General features: G+C 40.9%; 16 protein-coding genes. All 16 read left to right on the plus strand.

Annotation, left to right across the window (positions count from 1 at the left end; all coding sequences use genetic code 11):
- Positions 1–11 precede the first annotated feature (11 nt).
- The 16 genes from clpP (at position 12) to ACWI_RS09490 (ending at position 19,838) form a co-directional block, all read left to right on the plus strand.
- A complete protein-coding gene (gene clpP / locus ACWI_RS09415) occupies positions 12–629 on the plus strand; it encodes an ATP-dependent Clp endopeptidase proteolytic subunit ClpP (protein WP_070371185.1) in 618 nt (205 codons plus the stop codon).
- Between the two features lie 11 nt (positions 630–640).
- Positions 641–1,912: an ATP-dependent Clp protease ATP-binding subunit ClpX gene (clpX, locus tag ACWI_RS09420; protein WP_070371186.1), complete on the plus strand. Its 1,272-nt coding sequence runs from the start codon at positions 641–643 to the stop codon at positions 1,910–1,912.
- A gap of 162 nt (positions 1,913–2,074) precedes the next feature.
- A complete protein-coding gene (gene lon, locus ACWI_RS09425) occupies positions 2,075–4,459 on the plus strand; it encodes an endopeptidase La (RefSeq protein ID WP_084633609.1) in 2,385 nt (794 codons plus the stop codon).
- 32 nt (positions 4,460–4,491) lie between these two features.
- Positions 4,492–5,073, plus strand: coding sequence for a ribosome biogenesis GTP-binding protein YihA/YsxC (yihA, locus tag ACWI_RS09430; RefSeq protein ID WP_070371187.1), 582 nt, complete (start codon positions 4,492–4,494; stop codon positions 5,071–5,073).
- A gap of 132 nt (positions 5,074–5,205) precedes the next feature.
- On the plus strand, positions 5,206–6,150 hold the full coding sequence (gene queG / locus ACWI_RS09435; protein WP_070371188.1) for a tRNA epoxyqueuosine(34) reductase QueG: 945 nt from the start codon (positions 5,206–5,208) through the stop codon (positions 6,148–6,150).
- A 72-nt stretch (positions 6,151–6,222) separates the two neighbouring features.
- On the plus strand, positions 6,223–7,701 hold the full coding sequence (gltX, locus tag ACWI_RS09440) for a glutamate--tRNA ligase (RefSeq protein ID WP_070371189.1): 1,479 nt from the start codon (positions 6,223–6,225) through the stop codon (positions 7,699–7,701).
- A 25-nt stretch (positions 7,702–7,726) separates the two neighbouring features.
- Complete coding sequence (gene secD, locus ACWI_RS09445; RefSeq protein WP_084633610.1) at positions 7,727–8,995, plus strand: protein translocase subunit SecD; 1,269 nt, start codon at positions 7,727–7,729, stop codon at positions 8,993–8,995.
- Between the two features lie 13 nt (positions 8,996–9,008).
- The gene (gene secF, locus ACWI_RS09450) at positions 9,009–9,902 is read left to right on the plus strand and encodes a protein translocase subunit SecF (RefSeq protein ID WP_070371190.1); all 894 of its coding nucleotides are present in this window, start codon (positions 9,009–9,011) and stop codon (positions 9,900–9,902) included.
- 133 nt (positions 9,903–10,035) lie between these two features.
- Complete coding sequence (gene recJ, locus ACWI_RS09455; RefSeq protein WP_070371191.1) at positions 10,036–12,060, plus strand: single-stranded-DNA-specific exonuclease RecJ; 2,025 nt, start codon at positions 10,036–10,038, stop codon at positions 12,058–12,060.
- 18 nt (positions 12,061–12,078) lie between these two features.
- The gene (locus ACWI_RS09460; RefSeq protein WP_070371192.1) at positions 12,079–12,597 is read left to right on the plus strand and encodes an adenine phosphoribosyltransferase; all 519 of its coding nucleotides are present in this window, start codon (positions 12,079–12,081) and stop codon (positions 12,595–12,597) included.
- Positions 12,598–12,628: 31 nt separating this feature from the next.
- Positions 12,629–14,800, plus strand: a complete 2,172-nt coding sequence (locus tag ACWI_RS09465; protein ID WP_070371193.1) for a RelA/SpoT family protein — start codon at positions 12,629–12,631, stop codon at positions 14,798–14,800.
- Between the two features lie 9 nt (positions 14,801–14,809).
- Entirely contained in the window at positions 14,810–15,262 is a 453-nt protein-coding gene (gene dtd, locus ACWI_RS09470; protein WP_070371194.1) for a D-aminoacyl-tRNA deacylase, read from the plus strand.
- A gap of 27 nt (positions 15,263–15,289) precedes the next feature.
- Positions 15,290–15,919, plus strand: a complete 630-nt coding sequence (locus ACWI_RS09475) for an MBL fold metallo-hydrolase (RefSeq protein ID WP_070371195.1) — start codon at positions 15,290–15,292, stop codon at positions 15,917–15,919.
- Between the two features lie 9 nt (positions 15,920–15,928).
- A complete protein-coding gene (hemZ, locus tag ACWI_RS09480) occupies positions 15,929–17,392 on the plus strand; it encodes a coproporphyrinogen dehydrogenase HemZ (RefSeq protein ID WP_070371196.1) in 1,464 nt (487 codons plus the stop codon).
- A 206-nt stretch (positions 17,393–17,598) separates the two neighbouring features.
- Entirely contained in the window at positions 17,599–19,368 is a 1,770-nt protein-coding gene (gene aspS, locus ACWI_RS09485) for an aspartate--tRNA ligase (protein ID WP_070371197.1), read from the plus strand.
- Positions 19,368–19,838: a SoxR reducing system RseC family protein gene (locus tag ACWI_RS09490; protein WP_070371198.1), complete on the plus strand. Its 471-nt coding sequence runs from the start codon at positions 19,368–19,370 to the stop codon at positions 19,836–19,838. Before aspS ends, ACWI_RS09490 begins: the two co-directional genes overlap by 1 nt.
- Positions 19,839–19,858: the final 20 nt, after the last annotated feature.

Below are 19,858 nucleotides of genomic sequence, written 5' to 3' on the forward strand. Positions count from 1 at the left end.
AAAGTGTATTCATGCTAACAAGTAAAACAACACAATCGTTAATTAGCAATAACCTGGTTCCGATGGTTGTCGAACAGACTGGCCGGGGAGAACGATCATACGACCTATTTTCGCGATTATTAAAAGAAAGAATCATTTTTTTAAATGGGGAAATAAATGAAAGCCTGGCTTCTTTGATTGTCGGACAACTGATTTTTTTAGAATCCGATAATGCGGAAAAAGATATTCAGATTTATATTAATAGTCCGGGTGGGGCAGTGACAGCAGGTTTGGCCATCTACGACACAATGAATTACATACGTTGTGACGTGTCTACTATCTGTGTAGGACTTGCTGCATCGATGGGGGCATTTTTATTGGCTGCCGGAGCAAAGGGAAAACGCTTTTCTCTTCCAAACAGTGAAATAATGATTCATCAGCCGCTAGGTGGCGCTCAGGGGCAAAGCACCGATGTGGAAATTTATGCAAAACGTTTGATAAAGACACGAGAAAAATTAAATTTAATACTTAGCGAGCGAACCGGGCAACCCCTGGAAACTATTGCTAAAGATACTGATCGCGATAATTTTATGGATCCTGACGAAGCGAAGGCCTACGGATTGATTGATGAGATCATTGTGTCGAGATAGGAGGCTTAGAAATGGCAAGAAATGAAGATAGCATCGAAAATGCCCGATGTTCCTTTTGTGGTAAAAGCCAATCTCAGGTAAAACGAATGGTGGCTGGGCCAGGCGTTTATATTTGCAATGAATGTATCGAGCTCTGTGAAGAAATAATGGATGTGGAAAGCATGCCTGAGGATATTGCGTTTGATGATGTCCCCAAACCAAAAGAAATCAAACTCAAATTAAGTGAATATGTCATCGCTCAAAACCGTGCCAAGCGAGCCCTGGCTGTGGCCGTTTACAATCATTACAAACGGATTACTGCGATGGATGAAAATGATGCCGAAGTTGAATTGCAAAAAAGTAATATTCTATTAATTGGTCCAACGGGGTCAGGAAAAACGCTTTTAGCGCAAACATTAGCCCGAGTTTTAAATGTACCATTTGCGATTGCCGATGCAACTTCATTAACGGAGGCCGGTTATGTCGGCGAAGATGTGGAAAATATTCTGTTAAAACTACTTCAAGCGGCTAATTTTGATGTAGCCAAAGCCGAAAAGGGCATTATTTATATCGATGAGATTGATAAAATCGCCAGAAAAGGTGACAACCCTTCAATCACCAGAGATGTCAGCGGTGAAGGTGTACAACAGGCGTTATTAAAAATTCTTGAAGGTACAATTGCAAATGTCCCGCCACAGGGTGGACGTAAACATCCGCATCAGGATTTTATTCAAATTAACACAAACAATATATTATTTATTTGTGGTGGTGCTTTTGACGGCATGGATAAAGTAATTGAGCAGCGAATGGAAAAAAGTTCAATGGGTTTTGGTGCAGACATTCGCAGTTCCAAAGAAAAAATTGAGGATGATGATCTGAGTTCAGTTCAGCCGCAAGATCTGCTGAAGTATGGTCTGATTCCGGAGTTTATTGGTCGAATTCCTGTGATTGCATCGTTAGAACACTTAGATGAGAGCGCCCTGATACAAATTTTGACGGAGCCACGAAATGCGTTAGTGAAACAATACATAAAAATGTTTCGGATTGAAGGGGTCGAATTGGAATTTCAGCAGGATGCACTCGTGGCAATTGCTAAAAAAGCCATGGATACAAAAACTGGTGCCAGAGGTCTCCGAGGAATCATTGAGAATATAATGCTTGATATTATGTTTGAAGTTCCTTCGAATGAGAATATTGAGAAAGTGATCATAACCAAAGAGGTTGTTGAAAAACAAGTTGAACCGATTATGATTCTTGGACAGAAAAACAACGAAAAAAGCAAAAAGAATGATGTAGTATCGTAGATTTTATTAAATAGCCGTTCAAAAGACCAACTACTCTTTGGTATTTTATACCGTGTATTTGAAATTTTGCACGGCTTTTTTTAAAAAACTTGGGTATAAATCAATACAGGTAATTACATAAAAGGTGCTTTTCATAATAATAGAGGTAAGGAGTTGATTAATTTGAGTATTGAAAAAAAGGAAATTCCAGAAGAAAAGACTGACCATTTGGGAATGACTGAACCGGAATTATTTGTTCAGGAAAAAGAAACCTTACCATTGATACCGCTTCGTGGGATGAGTGTTTTTCCTGGTATGGTGGTTCATTTTGATGTGGGTCGCGAGAAATCTGTTAAAGCATTGGAAGCTGCGATGGAGCGAGACCAAATGGCTTTTTTGGTCACACAAAAAGAGGTTATTAAAGAGGATATTAATCCAGATGACTTTTATAATATTGGTTGCAGAGTAAAAGTTAAACAATTATTAAAGATGCCGGACAATCTTGTTCGGGTTCTGGTTGAAGTCCAGGAAAGACGAGAAATCGTTGAATTTGAAAGTTTAAATCCCTATTTTCTGGTTACAACCAAACCGGTCCGTTCCGTTTATTATGATACAAAAGAGAATCGGACACTCATCCGTATGATTCGCGAATCGTTTGCCAATTATATGAATGTTACCAGAAAGGTGGCGACGGATCTTATTCTGGCCATGGATTCATTAGATGATCCGGATCAGCTTATTGACATTATCGGTGCCAATTTGTTCCTGGATCTGGAAGACAGTCAACGGCTGATTCAAGAAACCGATGTGAATAAGCGTTTGGTACTTACCTACGAGATTTTGGTTGAAGAAGTTGAAATGATTAAAATCGAGCACAACATCGACGAAAAAGTTCGTAGTGAAATGTATAAGCATCAACGGGAATACTATTTGCGGGAGCAGATAAAAGTGATCCAAAATGAATTAGGTGAAGGTGACGTTCAAAATGAGTTGGAAACGTATCGGGAACGACTGGCGGCACTGGAAGTACCTGACGAGGTAAAAGACAAGGTTTTGGGAGAACTGAATCGTTTGAACAAAGTTCCTCAAGGCTCATCAGAGGCAGGTTTAATTCAAACTTATGTGGAATGGATACTGGATCTTCCCTGGAATACGCTAACCGAAGAAACGGTTGATGTTTCAATTGCCCGAAAAATTCTGGATGAAGATCATTATGCATTAAAAAAGGTTAAAGAACGAATTCTTGAATATATATCGGTGCTGCAGCTTTCAAAGAGTCTCAAATCACCAATTATTTGTCTGGTGGGACCTCCTGGAGTCGGAAAAACGTCGATTGCCAAATCCATTGCTCGAGCCTTAAATCGTAAGTATGTCCGTATGTCATTGGGGGGGATGCGAGACGAAGCCGAGATAAGAGGTCATCGTCGAACCTACGTTGGTGCCATTCCAGGACGAATCTTATACAATATGAAAAAATGTGGAACCAGAAATCCGCTATTCTTACTGGATGAGATTGATAAACTGGGACAAGATTTCAATGGCGATCCCGCCTCTGCATTACTGGAGGTGTTGGATCCGGAGCAGAATAACACCTTTACTGACCACTATCTCGAACTACCGTTTGACCTGTCGCAAGTGTTGTTTTTAACAACCGCCAATTCTTTATCAACCATTCCAAGACCGTTGCTGGATCGAATGGAAATTATTGAGGTGAATGGTTACGTCGAAAGTGAAAAGGTGGAAATCGCCCAACGCTATCTGATTCCCAAACAATTGGAAATTCACGGATTAAAAAAATCCACCTGTAAATTCAGTGAAGCAGTAATAAAGAATACCATTGAATATTACACCAGAGAGTCAGGCGTTCGCGAACTTGAGCGAAAAATTGCTCAGATTTGTCGTGTCGCTGCAAAAGAAATTGTGGAACACAAGAAAAAAAGCATCAGCATCACGCAGAAGAATCTGGAAAAATTCTTAGGAAAACATCGCTATTCGTTTGATACCGTAGGTGATAAAAAAGAAGTGGGCTTGGTCAATGGATTAGCCTGGACACCGGTTGGTGGTGATACCCTGCAAATAGAAGTGATCGTGGTGGATGGTACCGGAAAAATTGAAATCACCGGACAGCTTGGTGATGTGATGAAAGAATCAGTCAAAGCGGGTATTAGTTATATTCGCTCCCAGGCGAAGGTGTTAGAAATCGAATCTGATTTTTACTCAAAAAAAGACATCCATCTCCATGTACCTGAGGGTGCTGTACCGAAAGATGGCCCATCAGCTGGGATCGCAGTCACAACGGCGCTGATTTCATCGTTAACCAATATACCAGTGCCACAAAATCTGGCAATGACCGGTGAAATAACCCTCAGTGGCCGGGTTCTGCCAATTGGCGGATTGCGTGAAAAGCTGACGGCAGCCCATCGTGCCGGTATTAAAGAAATTATCTTGCCAAAAGAAAACGAAAAAGACCTGGAAGATGTACCAAACGTTGTTTTGGAGGCTTTACATATTCAGTCTGTTTCAAAAATGAGTGAGGTCACAAAAATTGTTTTTAAAGATCTTCAATAAATAGACCGAACTTTCAGAAAATGGAGAAAATAATGAAAGTAACAAAAGCGGAAATTGTCATCAGTGCTGTAGCAGAAGCACAGTATCCTGATGATAATCTACCGGAAATAGTGCTGTTGGGGCGTTCGAATGTTGGCAAATCAACGTTTGTCAACACCTTAATCGAACGGCGAAGCTTAGCACGAACCAGTTCCCAGCCGGGAAAAACCCAGACGATGAATTTTTATCGAATAAATGACGTGTTCTATTTTGTCGATATGCCTGGTTATGGCTATGCTAAAGCGTCCAAAACGGAACGTGAAAAATGGGGGAAGATGGTTGAAAAATATCTTCGGAATCGTGAAAATGCGGTACTGATTTTTCAACTTATTGACTCTCGACATGAACCCTCAGAAGATGATTTATTAATGTATGAATGGCTGATCTATTATGATTTAAAACCTGTAATAATTGGCACCAAAGCCGACAAGCTGTCAAAAACGAATCAAAAAAAGGCAGTAAATCGTATTGCAAAATCACTGAATCTGAAGAAATCTGATGAGCTCATCCTATTTTCGGCAGAAACGAAATTGGGAAAAGACGAAGTATGGGAATGTATTCATAACGTATTATAATCAATTTTAGCTTCCTTTTGGAAGACTTAGGCTTAAAGACAAGCTTCGATCTTGTTACGGCTTAACCTTCTTTCAACAGGAAGCTTTTCCAGTTCTGTTAAAACAGTTCTGAGGCGATTTTATGAGGTTGGAATGACTGAAAAAATAATTCGAGTGCTGGCAGAACAAGCAGGTATTGATCTGATTGGTTTTTTTTCGGTGGAACCACTTAAGGAGTGTCTGCCTTATCTGATCAGGCGCCATCAAGAAGGGTTTTCCACAGGCTTTGAGGGTGGCGAACCAGAGGATCGAATTAATTATTTAAAAGCCTATCCTGATGCAAAAACGGGGATAGTTATTGGTATCAATAACTATCAGGCATTTGAAGAAGTGGCAGATGAGAAATATCGGGTTCAGCTCGCATCGGTTTCTTGGGGTGAAGATTATCATCGGGTACTGAAGCGACGAATGACGCAATTAATGGAGCGCATGAATGACATCCAACGGCAGACAGGAGGAGCACAAATACAGTATCGACTATTTGTTGACAATAGTCCACTGGTTGATCGGGGATCTGCATACCGTGCCGGGTTGGGCTTTTATGGCAAAAACAACTGTCTGATCAATCATCAATTGGGTTCTTTTTTCTTTATCGGACAAATATTGATTGACAGCGTCATTGCTTTTGAACCGCCACTACTGCCAGAAAATAGTTGTGGAACCTGTCGGCGCTGTCTTGATGCATGTCCCCATCAGGCTCTGGGCGAAGGGTTCAGCCTTGAACCAACAAAATGCATTTCATATCTAACTCAAAAAAAATCCCTTTCCGCTGATGAAGAAATGCGGCTATCGACATATCTTTATGGCTGTGATCTCTGTCAGAGAGCCTGTCCCTATAATCAGGATCTTGAAGAAACGCAGGAAGAAGCCTTTTGGATTGACGCAGAAACTGCGTCTCCACCACTGGACGAAATATTGGCCCTGACAAAAAAGGAATTCAAAATTCGTTTTGAGAAAACTGCCAGTGGCTGGCGAGGAAAAAAAAGTTTAATCAGAAATGCCCGACTCATCAAAAAAAATAAAAAAATATATGATTAGTCGATAATAAAATGCTATAATAATTAAGTTAGAGAACTTTTTACATTTATTTTAATTAAACATGGAGGGAAAATGGTACGAGATCGCTTTGCACCGAGTCCAACTGGCAATGTCCATGTTGGAAGTTTGCGGACAGCACTGTATAATTACTTATATGCTAAGAAAATGGACGGAATGTTTTTGCTCCGTCTTGAGGATACAGATCAAACCCGGCTTGAACAGGGGGCAGTGGATAACCTGCTGGATGCACTGAATATGACCGGCGTGATTCCGGATGAAGGCTTAATAAAAGAAAATGATCGTGTGATTGAAAAAGGCCAGCATGGCCCGTATATTCAATCCCAACGTCTCGACATTTATAAAAAACATATTGAGTTGTTACTTAATCAGGGACAGGCCTATTATTGTTTCTGCACCAAAGAACGACTGGAAGAGGTTAGAACTAGTCAGAAGGAAAAAGGCGAAACGCCTAAGTATGACGGAAAGTGTCGAGAATTGTCGCAGGCTGAGATCGCTGCAAATCTTGAGGCGGGGCTGCCTTATACCATCCGCTTGAAATTACCGGAAAATCATGTGATTGTTTTTGATGATCTGGTGCGGGGTGTCATCGAGATGAATACCAATGATTTGGATGATCAGGTTTTATTAAAGGCTGATGGCTTTCCAACTTACCACATGGCGGTTGTCGTCGATGATCATCTGATGGCAATTACCCATGTCATTCGCGGGGAAGAGTGGCTACCATCCACGCCCAAACACGTCTACCTGTATGAATGTCTGGGTTGGGAAGCGCCAAAGTTTGTCCATTTACCAAATATCCTGAATGATGACCGCAAAAAGCTCAGTAAGCGTCAGGGTGATGTTTCAGTTGGTGATTTTTTGGCAAAAGGTTATTTACCACAGGCACTTGTAAATTTCCTGGCGCTTCTGGGTTGGAGCCCGGAGAATGAGCAGGAAATATTTTCAATGGAAGAATTGATCCAGGCCTTTGACCTATCTCGAATTAACAAATCGGGAGCAGTTTTTGATCGGGCTAAGCTAAACTGGATGAATGCCCATTATATCAAAGAATTGCCACTGGACGAATTGGTAGATCATTTGACACCATTTTTGGTTGCGGCCGGGTTGATAAATCAGGAAGATGTCCCCCAAAAACAGGATTGGTTGGCTAAAATAGCCGAGATTTTAAGAGATCGAATTGAGTATTTTGCCCAGGCGCCCCAGGAATTAGAGATGTTATTTAAAAATGATTATGTCATTGAAGACGAGGAAGCATTGACATTATTGCACGAAGAGTCTTCTAAACGGCTTTACGAGGCACTGATAAAAAAAATCGAAACGACGGACGTTTTAGATGCGGCCCGGGGAAAAGTCATTCTAAAAGAAATTCAAAAAGAAGAAAAAATCAAGGGCAAAATGCTCTTTATGCCAAGTCGGATCATGATTACCGGTGAAATGCATGGTCCGGATCTTACATTAATTATGGATGTTCTGGGTAAAGATGAGGTTTTAAACCGCATCAAGTCAGTGGCATCGATTATGCAATTATAAATAAAATCAACAAGGAGGAAAGTACATGAGTAAACAAAAAACAAATAGTCAGGCGAAAAGCGGAATGCTATTGATCCTGATTGCGCTGTTTATTGGATTGGTAGGATATGTACTCTTTAATGGGGTATCAGTAGGTGTTTATGACATTGGTAATGTCAGTCAAAACATCAACTACGGATTGGATTTAACCGGTGGGGTCAATGTCGTGCTGGAAGCCCAGGCAACGGATGATGAGGCGGTTACTGCAGAAAAAATTGAATCGGCCATGCTGACCATCCGGCAGCGAATTGATACGTTAGGCGTTTCGGAACCGACAATTACAAAACAGGGCGATAATCGCATCCGGGTTTCCATTCCCTCGGTAAGCGATCAGGAAGAAGCCCTGGATCTGATTGGTAAAACAGCTCAGCTGGAATTTGTGGGGCCTGACGGAACCGTTATTTTGACGGGTAAAGACGTCGTGGATTCCAAAGGGGTTATGCAGACAGACAGCTCCGGATTGGAAAAAGCGGTTGTTACCTTAAAATTCAGCGAAGAAGGCACCAAGCTTTTTGCTGATGCAACCCAAAAATATATTGGTCAGGCAATTCAGATTAAACTCGATGACGAAATTATTTCATCACCTACTGTCAACGTCGCAATCACTAACGGTGAGGCCGTCATTGAAGGAATTGGCGACATCGAAGAAGCTGGCAATCTTGCTTCCCTTATTCGCGGCGGGGCATTGCCTGTCAAACTGGTGCCAATCGAAGTGCGAACGGTTGGCCCGACACTTGGTCAGAATTCCCTGGATAAAAGTATCTATGCCGGTATGATTGGGATTGCGCTGGTGCTCGTTTTTATGCTGATTTTCTACCGCGGGCTGGGAATTATTGCTGATTTGGCGCTGATTATCTTTATCATTATATTTATGATAATCTTAACAGCCCTTAACGTTACTCTGACACTGCCGGGTATTGCCGGATTGATTCTCACCATTGGGATGGCGGTAGATGCCAATGTTATTATTTTTGAGCGTATCAAAGAAGAAGCTCGGCTGGGAAAATCACTACTTACAGCAATCGATAATGGTTTTTCAAGAGCTTTTTCAACAATCCTTGATTCCAATGTGACTACCTTGATTGCTGGCTTTGTACTCTTCTTTTTAGGAAGTGGAAGCGTCCAGGGATTTGCCGTGACATTGATTTTAGGTATTCTTGTGAGTATGTTTACGGCAGTTGTAATTACCAAACAGTTGGTCATTTTACTGGTTAAAACTGAATTGTTTAAAAGCAATTCGTTCTACGGAATATAGAGAGGAGACCATAATGAAAAAGAACATTCAAGTAGCCGAAAAAAGCAAAATATGGTTTGCCATCTCGTTGATTTTAATTACTATCAGTGTTGGTTCGTTGTTCATCAATGGACTCAATTTTGGTATTGACTTTATTGGTGGAACCATTGTTACCATTGAGTTAAACACACCTTTTGAAACCAGTGATGCCAAAGCGTTGATTGAAGAGTATGATTCCAGTGCTGATGTGACCTATGCCGGGGAAGCGAAGACGCAGGTGATTATTTCTACCAAAAAAGATTTATCCACTGAGGAACGACAGACGCTATTTTCAAAATTTCAGGAAAAATATAATTTAGAAGATACGGATTTGTTGTCGATTGACACGGTCAGTCCCTCAATTGGTGCAGAAATGGCTAACAGTGCCATGATTGCGGCAGTTGTCGCAGTATTACTGATGTTGGTGTACATTACATTCCGCTTTGAGTTTATGTTTGGCTTAGCCGCAGTCATCGCCTTAGTGCACGATCTGATCATTGTTTTAGGGGTCTATTCGATCTTCCAGATTCAAGTGAATTCACCACTGATTGCGGCAATGCTGACGATATTGGGATATTCCATCAATGATACCATCGTTGTTTTTGACCGCATTCGTGAAAATCGTCCTAAATTTGGGAAATACGATTATGCCAATTTAGTCGATACCAGTGTCACCCAAACCTTGCGACGCAGTATCAATACTTCTTTTACCACCTTGTTGGCAATCGGAGCTTTATACGCCTTTGGGGTGCCAGCAGTTCAGGATTTTGCTCTGCCGTTAATGGTTGGGATTGTCAGTGGAACCTATTCATCTATCTTTATCGCCAGTGCCCTCTGGAGCAAAATTAAAGAATTTCAGGCCAGTAAAAGTGCGGCGGTTAAAAGTTAACAACGAACATATGAAATAAAACAAATAACAAAGCGTTTAGCGTCAAGGAGGTAGCTCCCTGACGCTTTCGTTTTAGGTGTCTGATCTTTAGTACGGACTACAGTAAATCATACAATTCAATCTTGAGGTGGATATGTCAGTAAAAACACAATGGATACAAAGAAAAAGTAAGCACAGTCATTTAAGTGTGCCCGAAAATGAAGATTTAATAGATCAAATTATGGAGGAGTTCAACTTAACAAAACGAACAGCTGAAATACTGATCAGTCGGGGGATAACATCCATTGAGGAAGCCCGGCGCTATCTTAATCCTTCGTTGGCTGATCTTCATGATCCGTTTCTTTTTAACGAGATGGAAAAAGTAGTAAACCGAATTGCAAAAGCAAAAGCGGCAAACGAAAAAATATGTTTGTATGGCGATTATGATGCAGATGGTACTATTGGGGTATCTATCATGTACAGTTTTTTGAAACGCCATGAATTCAATGTTTCCTACTTTATTCCCAATCGACTGATCACTGGTTATGGACTACATATTGATCCGCTGCAAAACTTAATTGATGAAGCGGTGGGGCTTCTGATTACTGTCGATAATGGGATTTCCGCCAATGACCAGATTGATTTTTGTAATCAGCACAATCTGGATGTAATTATAACCGATCACCATGAATGTCAAGGAACGCTTCCGGCAGCATTTGGAATTATCAACCCTAAGGTGCCAGGAGAAAATTATCCATTTAAGGAACTATGTGGTGCCGGGGTGGCTTTTAAACTTGTTCAGGCGATCAGTACGAGGCTCGGATTAGATTTCGATTTGCAGAATGCGATTGAATGCGTTGCATTAGCCACAGTAGCAGACCTGGTTCCACTTCAGAATGAGAATCGAATTCTGGTTGCCATGGGACTACATTACCTTAATTCGAATCACAAAAATCCTGGAATTCGGGCATTGATTGAAGTAAGTGAGTTGGCCCAGGTGAAAGCCTGGCATTTTGGTTTTGTGCTGGGTCCCAAGATTAATGCAGCAGGGCGATTAGGAGAGGCACATCACATTGTTGACTTACTCACTGGACATGATCCAGCTAGATTGATGGAATTGGCTAAATTTTTAAGTGATGAAAACCGGAAACGCCAGAATCTTGAATCAACCATTCTGGATGCAGCACTTGCTCAGGTTGAATCCCAGGAGCTATATAAAAATGATATTATAATCGTCATTGGAGAAAACTGGCACTCGGGTGTTATTGGGATTGTTGCCAGTCGGATTCAGGAAAAGTATTATAATCCGGTGATTGTCGTTAGTGTGACGGATGGAAAGGGGAAAGCTTCCTGTCGCAGTGTGGAAGGGTTCAATATTTTTGAAGCCCTACAATCCTGTGGTGAGTTATTTAGCAGTTATGGTGGTCACGATCAAGCAGCCGGTTTTAGTATCGATGCTGAGAATCTCGCCCAGATGACCAAGAAAATTATTGAATACGGACACCTTACAGAAATAAAAAAACATCTGATCAAAAAAATTCCCTACGATGCGATTATTGATGAGACGGAAATCACCTGGAATCTTTTTAATGACTGCTCACATTTTGAACCGTGTGGTCTGGGAAATCCCGGCGTGCAATTTGTCCTCAACCGTCCAGATATTATTTCGATGAGAACCATGGGAAAAGAAAATAATCATTTGCGGCTGAGTTTGAGTAATGATGTTAGCGGAGTCGGTTTTGGGTTTGGCGAGTTTTTGACCAATCGCCCCGAATTAAGCGCAAATGGTTTCCGGGGAGTGGAGTTTATTTGTCGCCTGGATGTCAACGAGTATCGAGGGAATAAAACTTTGCAATTGGTATTAAAAGACATCCACCAAAATCCCATCTGGGATTTTGACATGGCGATGTTTTTGGTGAAGTTCATCGTTCAATCGGTGAATCCCAAAATAGAAATTAAGTTGCAGTCTTATGGAATTGATCCGTATGAAATGCGAATGCAGCGGGAGACCGTAAAATGCGTTTATCTGGTCCTGAAAAAATCGGGAGAAGTTGGGGTATCTGTACAAAACCCAAATAGCACAAAATTGTCGCCATTTCATTTTTTAATGGCATGCGAAATACTTCGAGAAGCAGGATTAATTGCATACCGATTAAAAATTAGAAAAAATGATTTGTGATTGAAAAGGGAGATTAAGATGGATTTAAAAGAAAGCATTGGTATTTACGAAGATTTTCCCAAGGAAGGGATTAGTTTTAAAGATATAAACAGTCTGATTTTAAACCCGAAGGCTTTTGCACATGTCATTGACGAAATGACGAAAGTAGCAAAGGCCCTTGATGCTAATATAATTGTAATTCCTGAAGCCAGAGGTTATATTTTTGGGACGCCATTGGCATATTTAATTGGTGCTGGTTTGGTGCCCGTTCGAAAGCCTGGAAAACTGCCTGGTGAGGTTTCATCGGAAGCTTATGACCTTGAATATGGATCAAATATTGTCGAAATTCAAAAAAACGCCATCAAGCCGGGAGATCGGGTTATTATTGTCGATGATTTACTGGCCACCGGGGGAACGATGATGGCCGCTACCAAATTGATCGAAAATCTTGGTGGGGAAATTTCGGGCATCATCACCTTGATTGAACTCACTGAATTAGGGGGGCGTGAGCTTCTTAAGAATTATTTTGTACACTCGATTGTGACCTACCCCTACTAAAGACTACTCACTAATAAAAGGCAGAAACGATATGGATAATGATGCAGTAAGAGGAAAAATTGACAATGTAATAAACCTGGTTAAAGCAAATAATCCAGATGCACAAACGGAGATGATCTATAAGGCTTATGACCTGGCCCGGGAAGCTCATAAAGATCAGAAACGTCTTTCTGGAGAAGACTATGTAATCCATCCGGTTTCTGTTGCTTATATTTTGGCTGAAATGCAAATGGATACGGAAACGATTGTGGCCGCTATTTTGCACGATGTTATTGAAGATACAATCTATTCATATGATTATATAAAAGAAGAATTCAATCAAAATATTGCGGACCTGGTGGAGGGTGTTACGAAAATCGGGCGGATTGGCTTTCAGTCCAAAGAAGAAAGTCAGGCGGAAAACCTCCGCAAAATGATTCTGGCCATGTCCAAAGATATTCGGGTCATTCTGATTAAGCTGGTTGACCGGCTTCACAACATGCGTACCTTGGAATACATGCGGGAAGCTAAACAGATTGAGAAAGCCAAAGAAACGTTGGATATCTATGCACCTTTGGCAAATCGACTGGGAATTTCGACCATCAAGTGGGAACTGGAGGATTTGGCACTAAAATATCTGGATCCGGAAGGTTACTATGATTTAGTTCAAAAAATAAAAATTAAGAAAAGCGCCCGAGAAGCCTATATTGCCGATGTAATTGAAGTGTTATCCAAAGAAATCGAAAAAGTCGGTACCCATGCCGAGATTTATGGGCGGTCTAAACATTTTTACAGTATCTACCGAAAAATGAAAAGCCAAAACCGCAGCTTTGATGAAATCTACGATTTGATTGCCGTTCGGGTTATTGTTGATTCGTTAAAAGACTGTTATGGAGTGCTAGGCGTGGTTCATTCACAATGGACACCCATTCCGGGACGTTTTAAAGACTATATTGCCATGCCGAAACCAAATCTCTATCAGTCCATTCATACAACGGTGATGGGACCCAAGGGCGAACCCTTCGAAATTCAAATTCGTACCAGAGAAATGCATGAAACCGCAGAGTACGGAATTGCTGCCCACTGGAAATATAAAGAAGGACGAATGGATGCCAAGGACAATAAGTATGAGGTTCAAATGTCCTGGCTGCGTCAAATGCTTGAACTCCAGCGGGATTCTGAAGACGCCGGAGAATTGGTGGAAACCATTAAGGTTGATCTTCTCAATGAAGAGGTCTACGTCTTTTCGCCCAAAGGCGCCGTCGTTCCGCTTCCGGCAGGATCATGTCCCCTGGATTTTGCCTACCGAATTCACAGTGATATCGGAAACAGCTGTGTCGGGGCTCGGGTAAATAATAAAATTGTCCCACTCAATAGTCCCTTGAAGAGTGGAGACATCGTGGAAGTTATGACTTCCAAGAATTCAAATGGTCCCAGCAGAGACTGGCTGACCTTTGTTAAGAGCCCACATGCGCGCAACAAAATAAAGCAATATTTTAAAAAAGAAGAAAAAGATGAGAACATTCAAAAAGGCCGAAGTATTTTAGAGCGAGAAATCAAACGAGAAGGCTTGCAGCACTCAAATTTATTGAATTTGAATAATCTGGAGCTCCTGGCTGAAAAGTGTAGCTATAAGAGCCTCAACGATTTTTATGCTGCTATTGGTTATAATGGGATAAAAATTGGAACTGTTTTTCAAAAGATGAAACTGCTGTTTCCTAAGGAATTTCCTGAAGAAGTTGAAGAGATCGTCTTAAAAAAACCGACTAAAGATCCAAAGAAATCCAGTAGTACAGTGATTGTTGCGGGACATAACGAAATTGATGTCCACTTTGCCAAATGTTGTAATCCGGTGCCTGGCGATAAAATTGTAGGATATATCACAAAAGGCCGGGGGATCTCAGTCCATCGGGCGGATTGTTCCAATGTTCTTAATCTCACGGATCCCAACCGGATTGTCGAAGTAGAGTGGAATAAATACAGTACCGGATCATTTACAGCAGAAATACACATAAAAGCCAAGGAATCACCGGGTACGATTATTCAAATTTCGAAAACATTTCTGGATATGGGCATTCCGGTGACAGCTCTGAATGCGAAAAATGAGAAAAATGAATATGACTTTTTTTCGGCCACGCTCGAGGTAAAGAGCCGTCGTGAATTAAATTTGCTGATTAAGAATTTGAACAAAATAAAAGAAATTACACAGATTTACCGAGTATAAGGAGTAGTTATGCGGGCAGTAATACAGCGGGTGACCGCTTCAGAAGTACGGATCAACAATGAAACAGTGGCGAAAATTGGCCATGGACTCAATGTACTTCTGGGCATTAAAGATGATGATACCGAGGCAGATATGGACTATATCATCAATAAGTTGGTTAACCTGAGAATATTTGAAGATGAAGATGGCAAAATGAATCGCTCCATTCTCGATGAAGAAGGTGAATTGTTAGTAGTCTCACAGTTTACTCTCTACGGTGATTGTCGGAAGGGCAGACGGCCAGGCTTTACCCGAAGTGGGCCAGTAGATGTTGCTGAAAAAAAATATGCCATTTTTGTTGATAAATTAAAATGTCAACCAATTAAAAAAATTGAGACGGGTGTTTTTCAGGCTGAAATGGAAGTATTGATTGTCAACGATGGTCCGGTTACCCTGTTATTAGATAGTGAAAAAGTTTTTTAAATTGATTAAATAGATAAGGAAAGCAATATGGAAGTAATCAAAAAATCCCTGGGACAAATGGGCACAAATTGTTACGTGGTTTGGGATGAGAACACACTGGAAGCGGCGGTGGTTGATCCCGGATTTGAGGATCAACAAATTGGTGACATCATTAATGACAATAAACTCAAAGTAAAATACATTCTGCTGACACATGGTCATTTCGATCATCTTGGTGGCGTTAATCAGATTAAGCAATTAACTGGAGCTAAGGTTCTGATTCACGAAAATGATGCGAATTGTCTTGTGGATCCGAAACGAAACCTCTCAGCATTGGCTGGAATCGACATGGTACTGGCGCCAGCTGATGGATATTTAAACGAAAATGAAACAATCACATTAGGAGAGATTGTTATCCGCATAATACATACACCTGGTCACTCAAAGGGAGGGGTCTGTTTCTTGGCAGACGGTCAGCTCATAGCTGGAGATACTCTTTTTAACACTTCAATCGGCCGAACGGACTTTGCAGACGGCGACTTAAGTGAGTTACTCAATGCGATTGAGATGAAACTGTTTATCCTTGATGATGCAACCATTGTACTACCGGGACATGGTGGGAATACGACCATTGGGTACGAAAAAATGCACAATCCTTTTTTAAAGGGGCGTTTCTAGGAGGGGCCAATGAGAGTGCTTCGCTTTGATCTGGAACGGCCAGAATTAGAATATTATTTTCATGAATTATATCAGGCTTTCGATCCGGGTGTAAAAAATGTCTTGACAGGAAAAGCAGATGGTGTATTAGTTGAGAAAACCGAAGGAACACAAGTTGTGCTAACTTTGACATGGGAAGGTGGTAAAGCACTAACTCGAACCTATCAATTCAATAACAGCGTCGAACCCCTTGAAAATAGCCTTTATAAGGGGTTTCTTTATGATTTTCTATCTGAGTACTTTGAAAAAAGGCTGCAATGGGGAACATTAACCGGTATTAAACCAGTAAAAATGGTACAGAAATATTACAAACAGGGTAGGACGACAACCCAAATAAGAAATAGATTCAGGGATTATTATCGTGTCAGCAATGACCGCACCGATCTTTTGCTTCAGATTTCAAAAACACAAGCCAGCCTCATTCCCAGTGAACAGGTTAGTGAGGCGAATCGCCTTATTAGTATATACGTAGGAATTCCTCTCTGTCCCTCTAAATGTGACTATTGCTCCTTTGTGTCCACGATTGTCGATAAAAAGGGTGAAAATTTGCAGCGATATCTGGATCATTTACTTATTGAAATTAAAAAAACAGGGGAAGTTCTAAAGGCTTCCAATTTGCAAATTGACACCTTGTATATCGGTGGCGGCACACCAACCGTGTTAAGTGCCGATCAATTGGAACAGCTGATGTCAGTACTTGAGGGTAGCTTTAATTTATCGCAGTTGAGGGAATATACTCTGGAAGCAGGGCGAGCCGAAACGATTAATCAGGAAAAGCTGGAAGTAGCAAAAAATCATAAGGTAGATCGCATTTGTCTGAATCCGCAGTCTATGAATCCGCAAACGTTACTCAGTGTTGGACGGCCATGGGAAGCGGGACTTCTCGAACAACAGGTGGCATTAATTAAGTCAATCGGTTTTAAAACTTTAAACATGGATCTAATTGCCGGACTGGGAAATGAAACACCAGCAGATTTTTTGCGATCCCTGGAAGCCGTTCTAGCCCTGGATCCTCAAAACATCACAATCCATAATTTGTCGATTAAAAAAGGCTCTCGATTAAAAGATCAAAACGGGATTGTTGTTAACGAGGGCTATGGTGAAGATTTTTATCAATCGGTAAAAAAACGCTTGGCTGCAGAAGGTTTCGATCCCTATTATCTGTATCGACTAAAATATACTCGGGGCAACAGTGAAAATGTCGGGTATGCCAAGCGGGGGCATGAAGGAATTTACAACATTTTAATGATGGCTGAGTGCCAGTCAACTCTAGGTATTGGGGCTGGAGCAACGGGAAACCTCTATGATCCAGTGACCGATAATATCTCCAAGGTTTTCACGGTAAAAGATGTGAAAACTTATAATGAACGGTTTGAGGAGATTGTGGAGAAAAAGTGCGGTGCTTATCGCATTTTATCAATGAATAAAAAATAAGACTATTTTTTAAATCGGAATAGAATGTTCCGATTTTTTATATTTGGACTATTAATGACGATTATAAATCATTAAATCGTTGAAACGATTCATAAATCATGATACTCAAATTGTTTTTCAGTATTCCCGCTTGACAGCTCTATTACATCTTCATTATAATATAAAGGTTAAGAAGATAATAAATCACTATATACATTGGAGGTAGAATGAATACTTATTATAGAAATACCATGTGTGGAGAATTAACAGCAAGCAATGTTGGGCAGGTTGTTGAATTGGCAGGCTGGGCAGATAATCGCCGAAATCTCGGTGGGGTACTTTTTATCGATTTAAGAGACCGCTCCGGAAAAATTCAGTTGGTCGTCAACGAAGAAAAACCAGAAGCCTTTGAAATTGCAGAAAAGGTCAGAAATGAGTATGTATTATCAGTTAAAGGTAAGGTTGTCTTAAGAAGCCTGGAAAATGTTAATAAAAATATCCTAACTGGTGAAATCGAAGTTGAAATTATTGAATTAAAAATTCTGGATTCATCGGAAACACCACCGATTTATATCGAAGATAATGATCAAACTAATGAAGCCGTACGACTCAAATATCGTTACCTTGATCTGAGAAAACCGAAATTTCAGAAAATTCTAAGAACTCGGCATCAGGCAGCTGCCATTGCCAGAAATTTTTTAAATGATAAGGGTTTTCTGGAAGTCGAAACACCAATGCTGGCTAAACCCACTCCTGAGGGAGCCCGAGATTTTCTGGTACCATCCCGAGTTCAAAAAGGAAAGTTCTTTGGACTGCCCCAGTCACCTCAGTTATACAAACAAATCTTAATGATTTCTGGCGTTGACCGTTATTATCAGATTGCCAAATGCTTCCGTGATGAAGATTTAAGACAGGATCGCCAGCCGGAGTTCACTCAAATTGATATGGAAATGTCGTTTATTGACAAAGACGATATTATTGCCATTAACGAAGAAATGATTGCAAAGATTATGAAAGAAGTAAAAGGCGTCGATGTTCAAACGCCAATGGTAAGAATGACCTATCAGGAAGCGATGGATCAATATGGTTCGGACAAGCCAGATACCCGATTTGACTTAAAATTGATTGACTTATCAGAAATTGTTGAAAATTCTGAATTTAAAGTTTTTTCGAGTGCCGTGAAAAAGGGTGGCAGTGTTCGTGCTATCAACGCTAAAGGGGCGCAGGCTAAATTAAGTAAAAAAGGCATTAAAGGACTTGAAAATTTTGCTAAGATTTATAAGGCCAAAGGTTTAGCCTGGATCGACGTATCCGAAGACGAAATGAAATCACCAATCCTGAAGTTCATTTCAGAAGAAGAAAAAACCGCAATTTTTGAAAAAACTGATGCAAAACCAGGGGATTTAATCTTTATTATCGCCGACACCAACGAAATTGTCTGTAATGCTCTGGGTCAATTACGACTGGAACTGGCACGTAAATTGGAATATGATTTAAAAGACCAGTATAATTTTCTCTGGGTAACGGATTTTCCATTATTGGAATATGACCCGGAAGCAGGCCGTTATACCGCTAAACACCACCCCTTTACCATGCCACTGGAAGAAGACTTGCAGTATCTGGAAACCGATCTGCTAAAGGTTCGGGCGGATGCTTATGATATGGTCGTAAACGGGGTCGAACTGGGGGGGGGGAGTATTCGTATCCATAACCAGGAAATCCAGGAAAAAGTATTCACAGCGTTGGGCTTTACTCAGGAATCAGCCTGGGAGCAATTCGGATTTTTATTGGAAGCTCTTAAATATGGAACACCACCACATGGTGGGCTGGCCTTTGGTTTGGATCGTCTGGTGATGTTGCTTACCGATAATGATAATATTCGTGACGTCATTGCTTTCCCGAAAACTCAAAATCATGGTTGTCTGATGATGGATGCACCGGCGAGTGCCAGTCTGGATCAACTCATCGATCTGGGCATCTCTGTGGATGAATTGTAATGAAAGAAATAGGAACAGTTAGATCACTTCGGGGAAATAATGCTGAGGTTGAAATCAAGCGCAACTCAGCTTGCGGAGACTGTGGCGCCTGTCACATCAGCAAAGATCAGTCAGTTATGTTAACGACGGCAAAAAACATGGTCAACGCTAAAAACGGTGAAACGGTTGAAGTTGAAATGCAATTTGTCAATGTCTTTGTTGCTGCATTTATCATGTATGGAATACCGCTTGTCGCCTTTATTTTAGGAAGCAGTGTGACATATTATTTGATCGGTAGCTTCAAATTAGGGTTGGATCAAGTGCTGGTCTCTTTTTTGACAGGAATCTGTCTAACGGCCATCGCCTATCTGGCAATCCGTCACTTTGATCGTCAGGGACGATTTAACAGCAAGTATCAACCCGTGATCATTGCTGTTATCGATAATGCTGAGATTAAATCGACCCCTATGGAAAAACGAATGGGTAATTAATTACGAAAGAGGTATCTGCG

It is taken from the genome of Acetobacterium wieringae (assembly GCF_001766835.1).
In the GTDB taxonomy this organism is placed as follows: domain Bacteria; phylum Bacillota; class Clostridia; order Eubacteriales; family Eubacteriaceae; genus Acetobacterium; species Acetobacterium wieringae.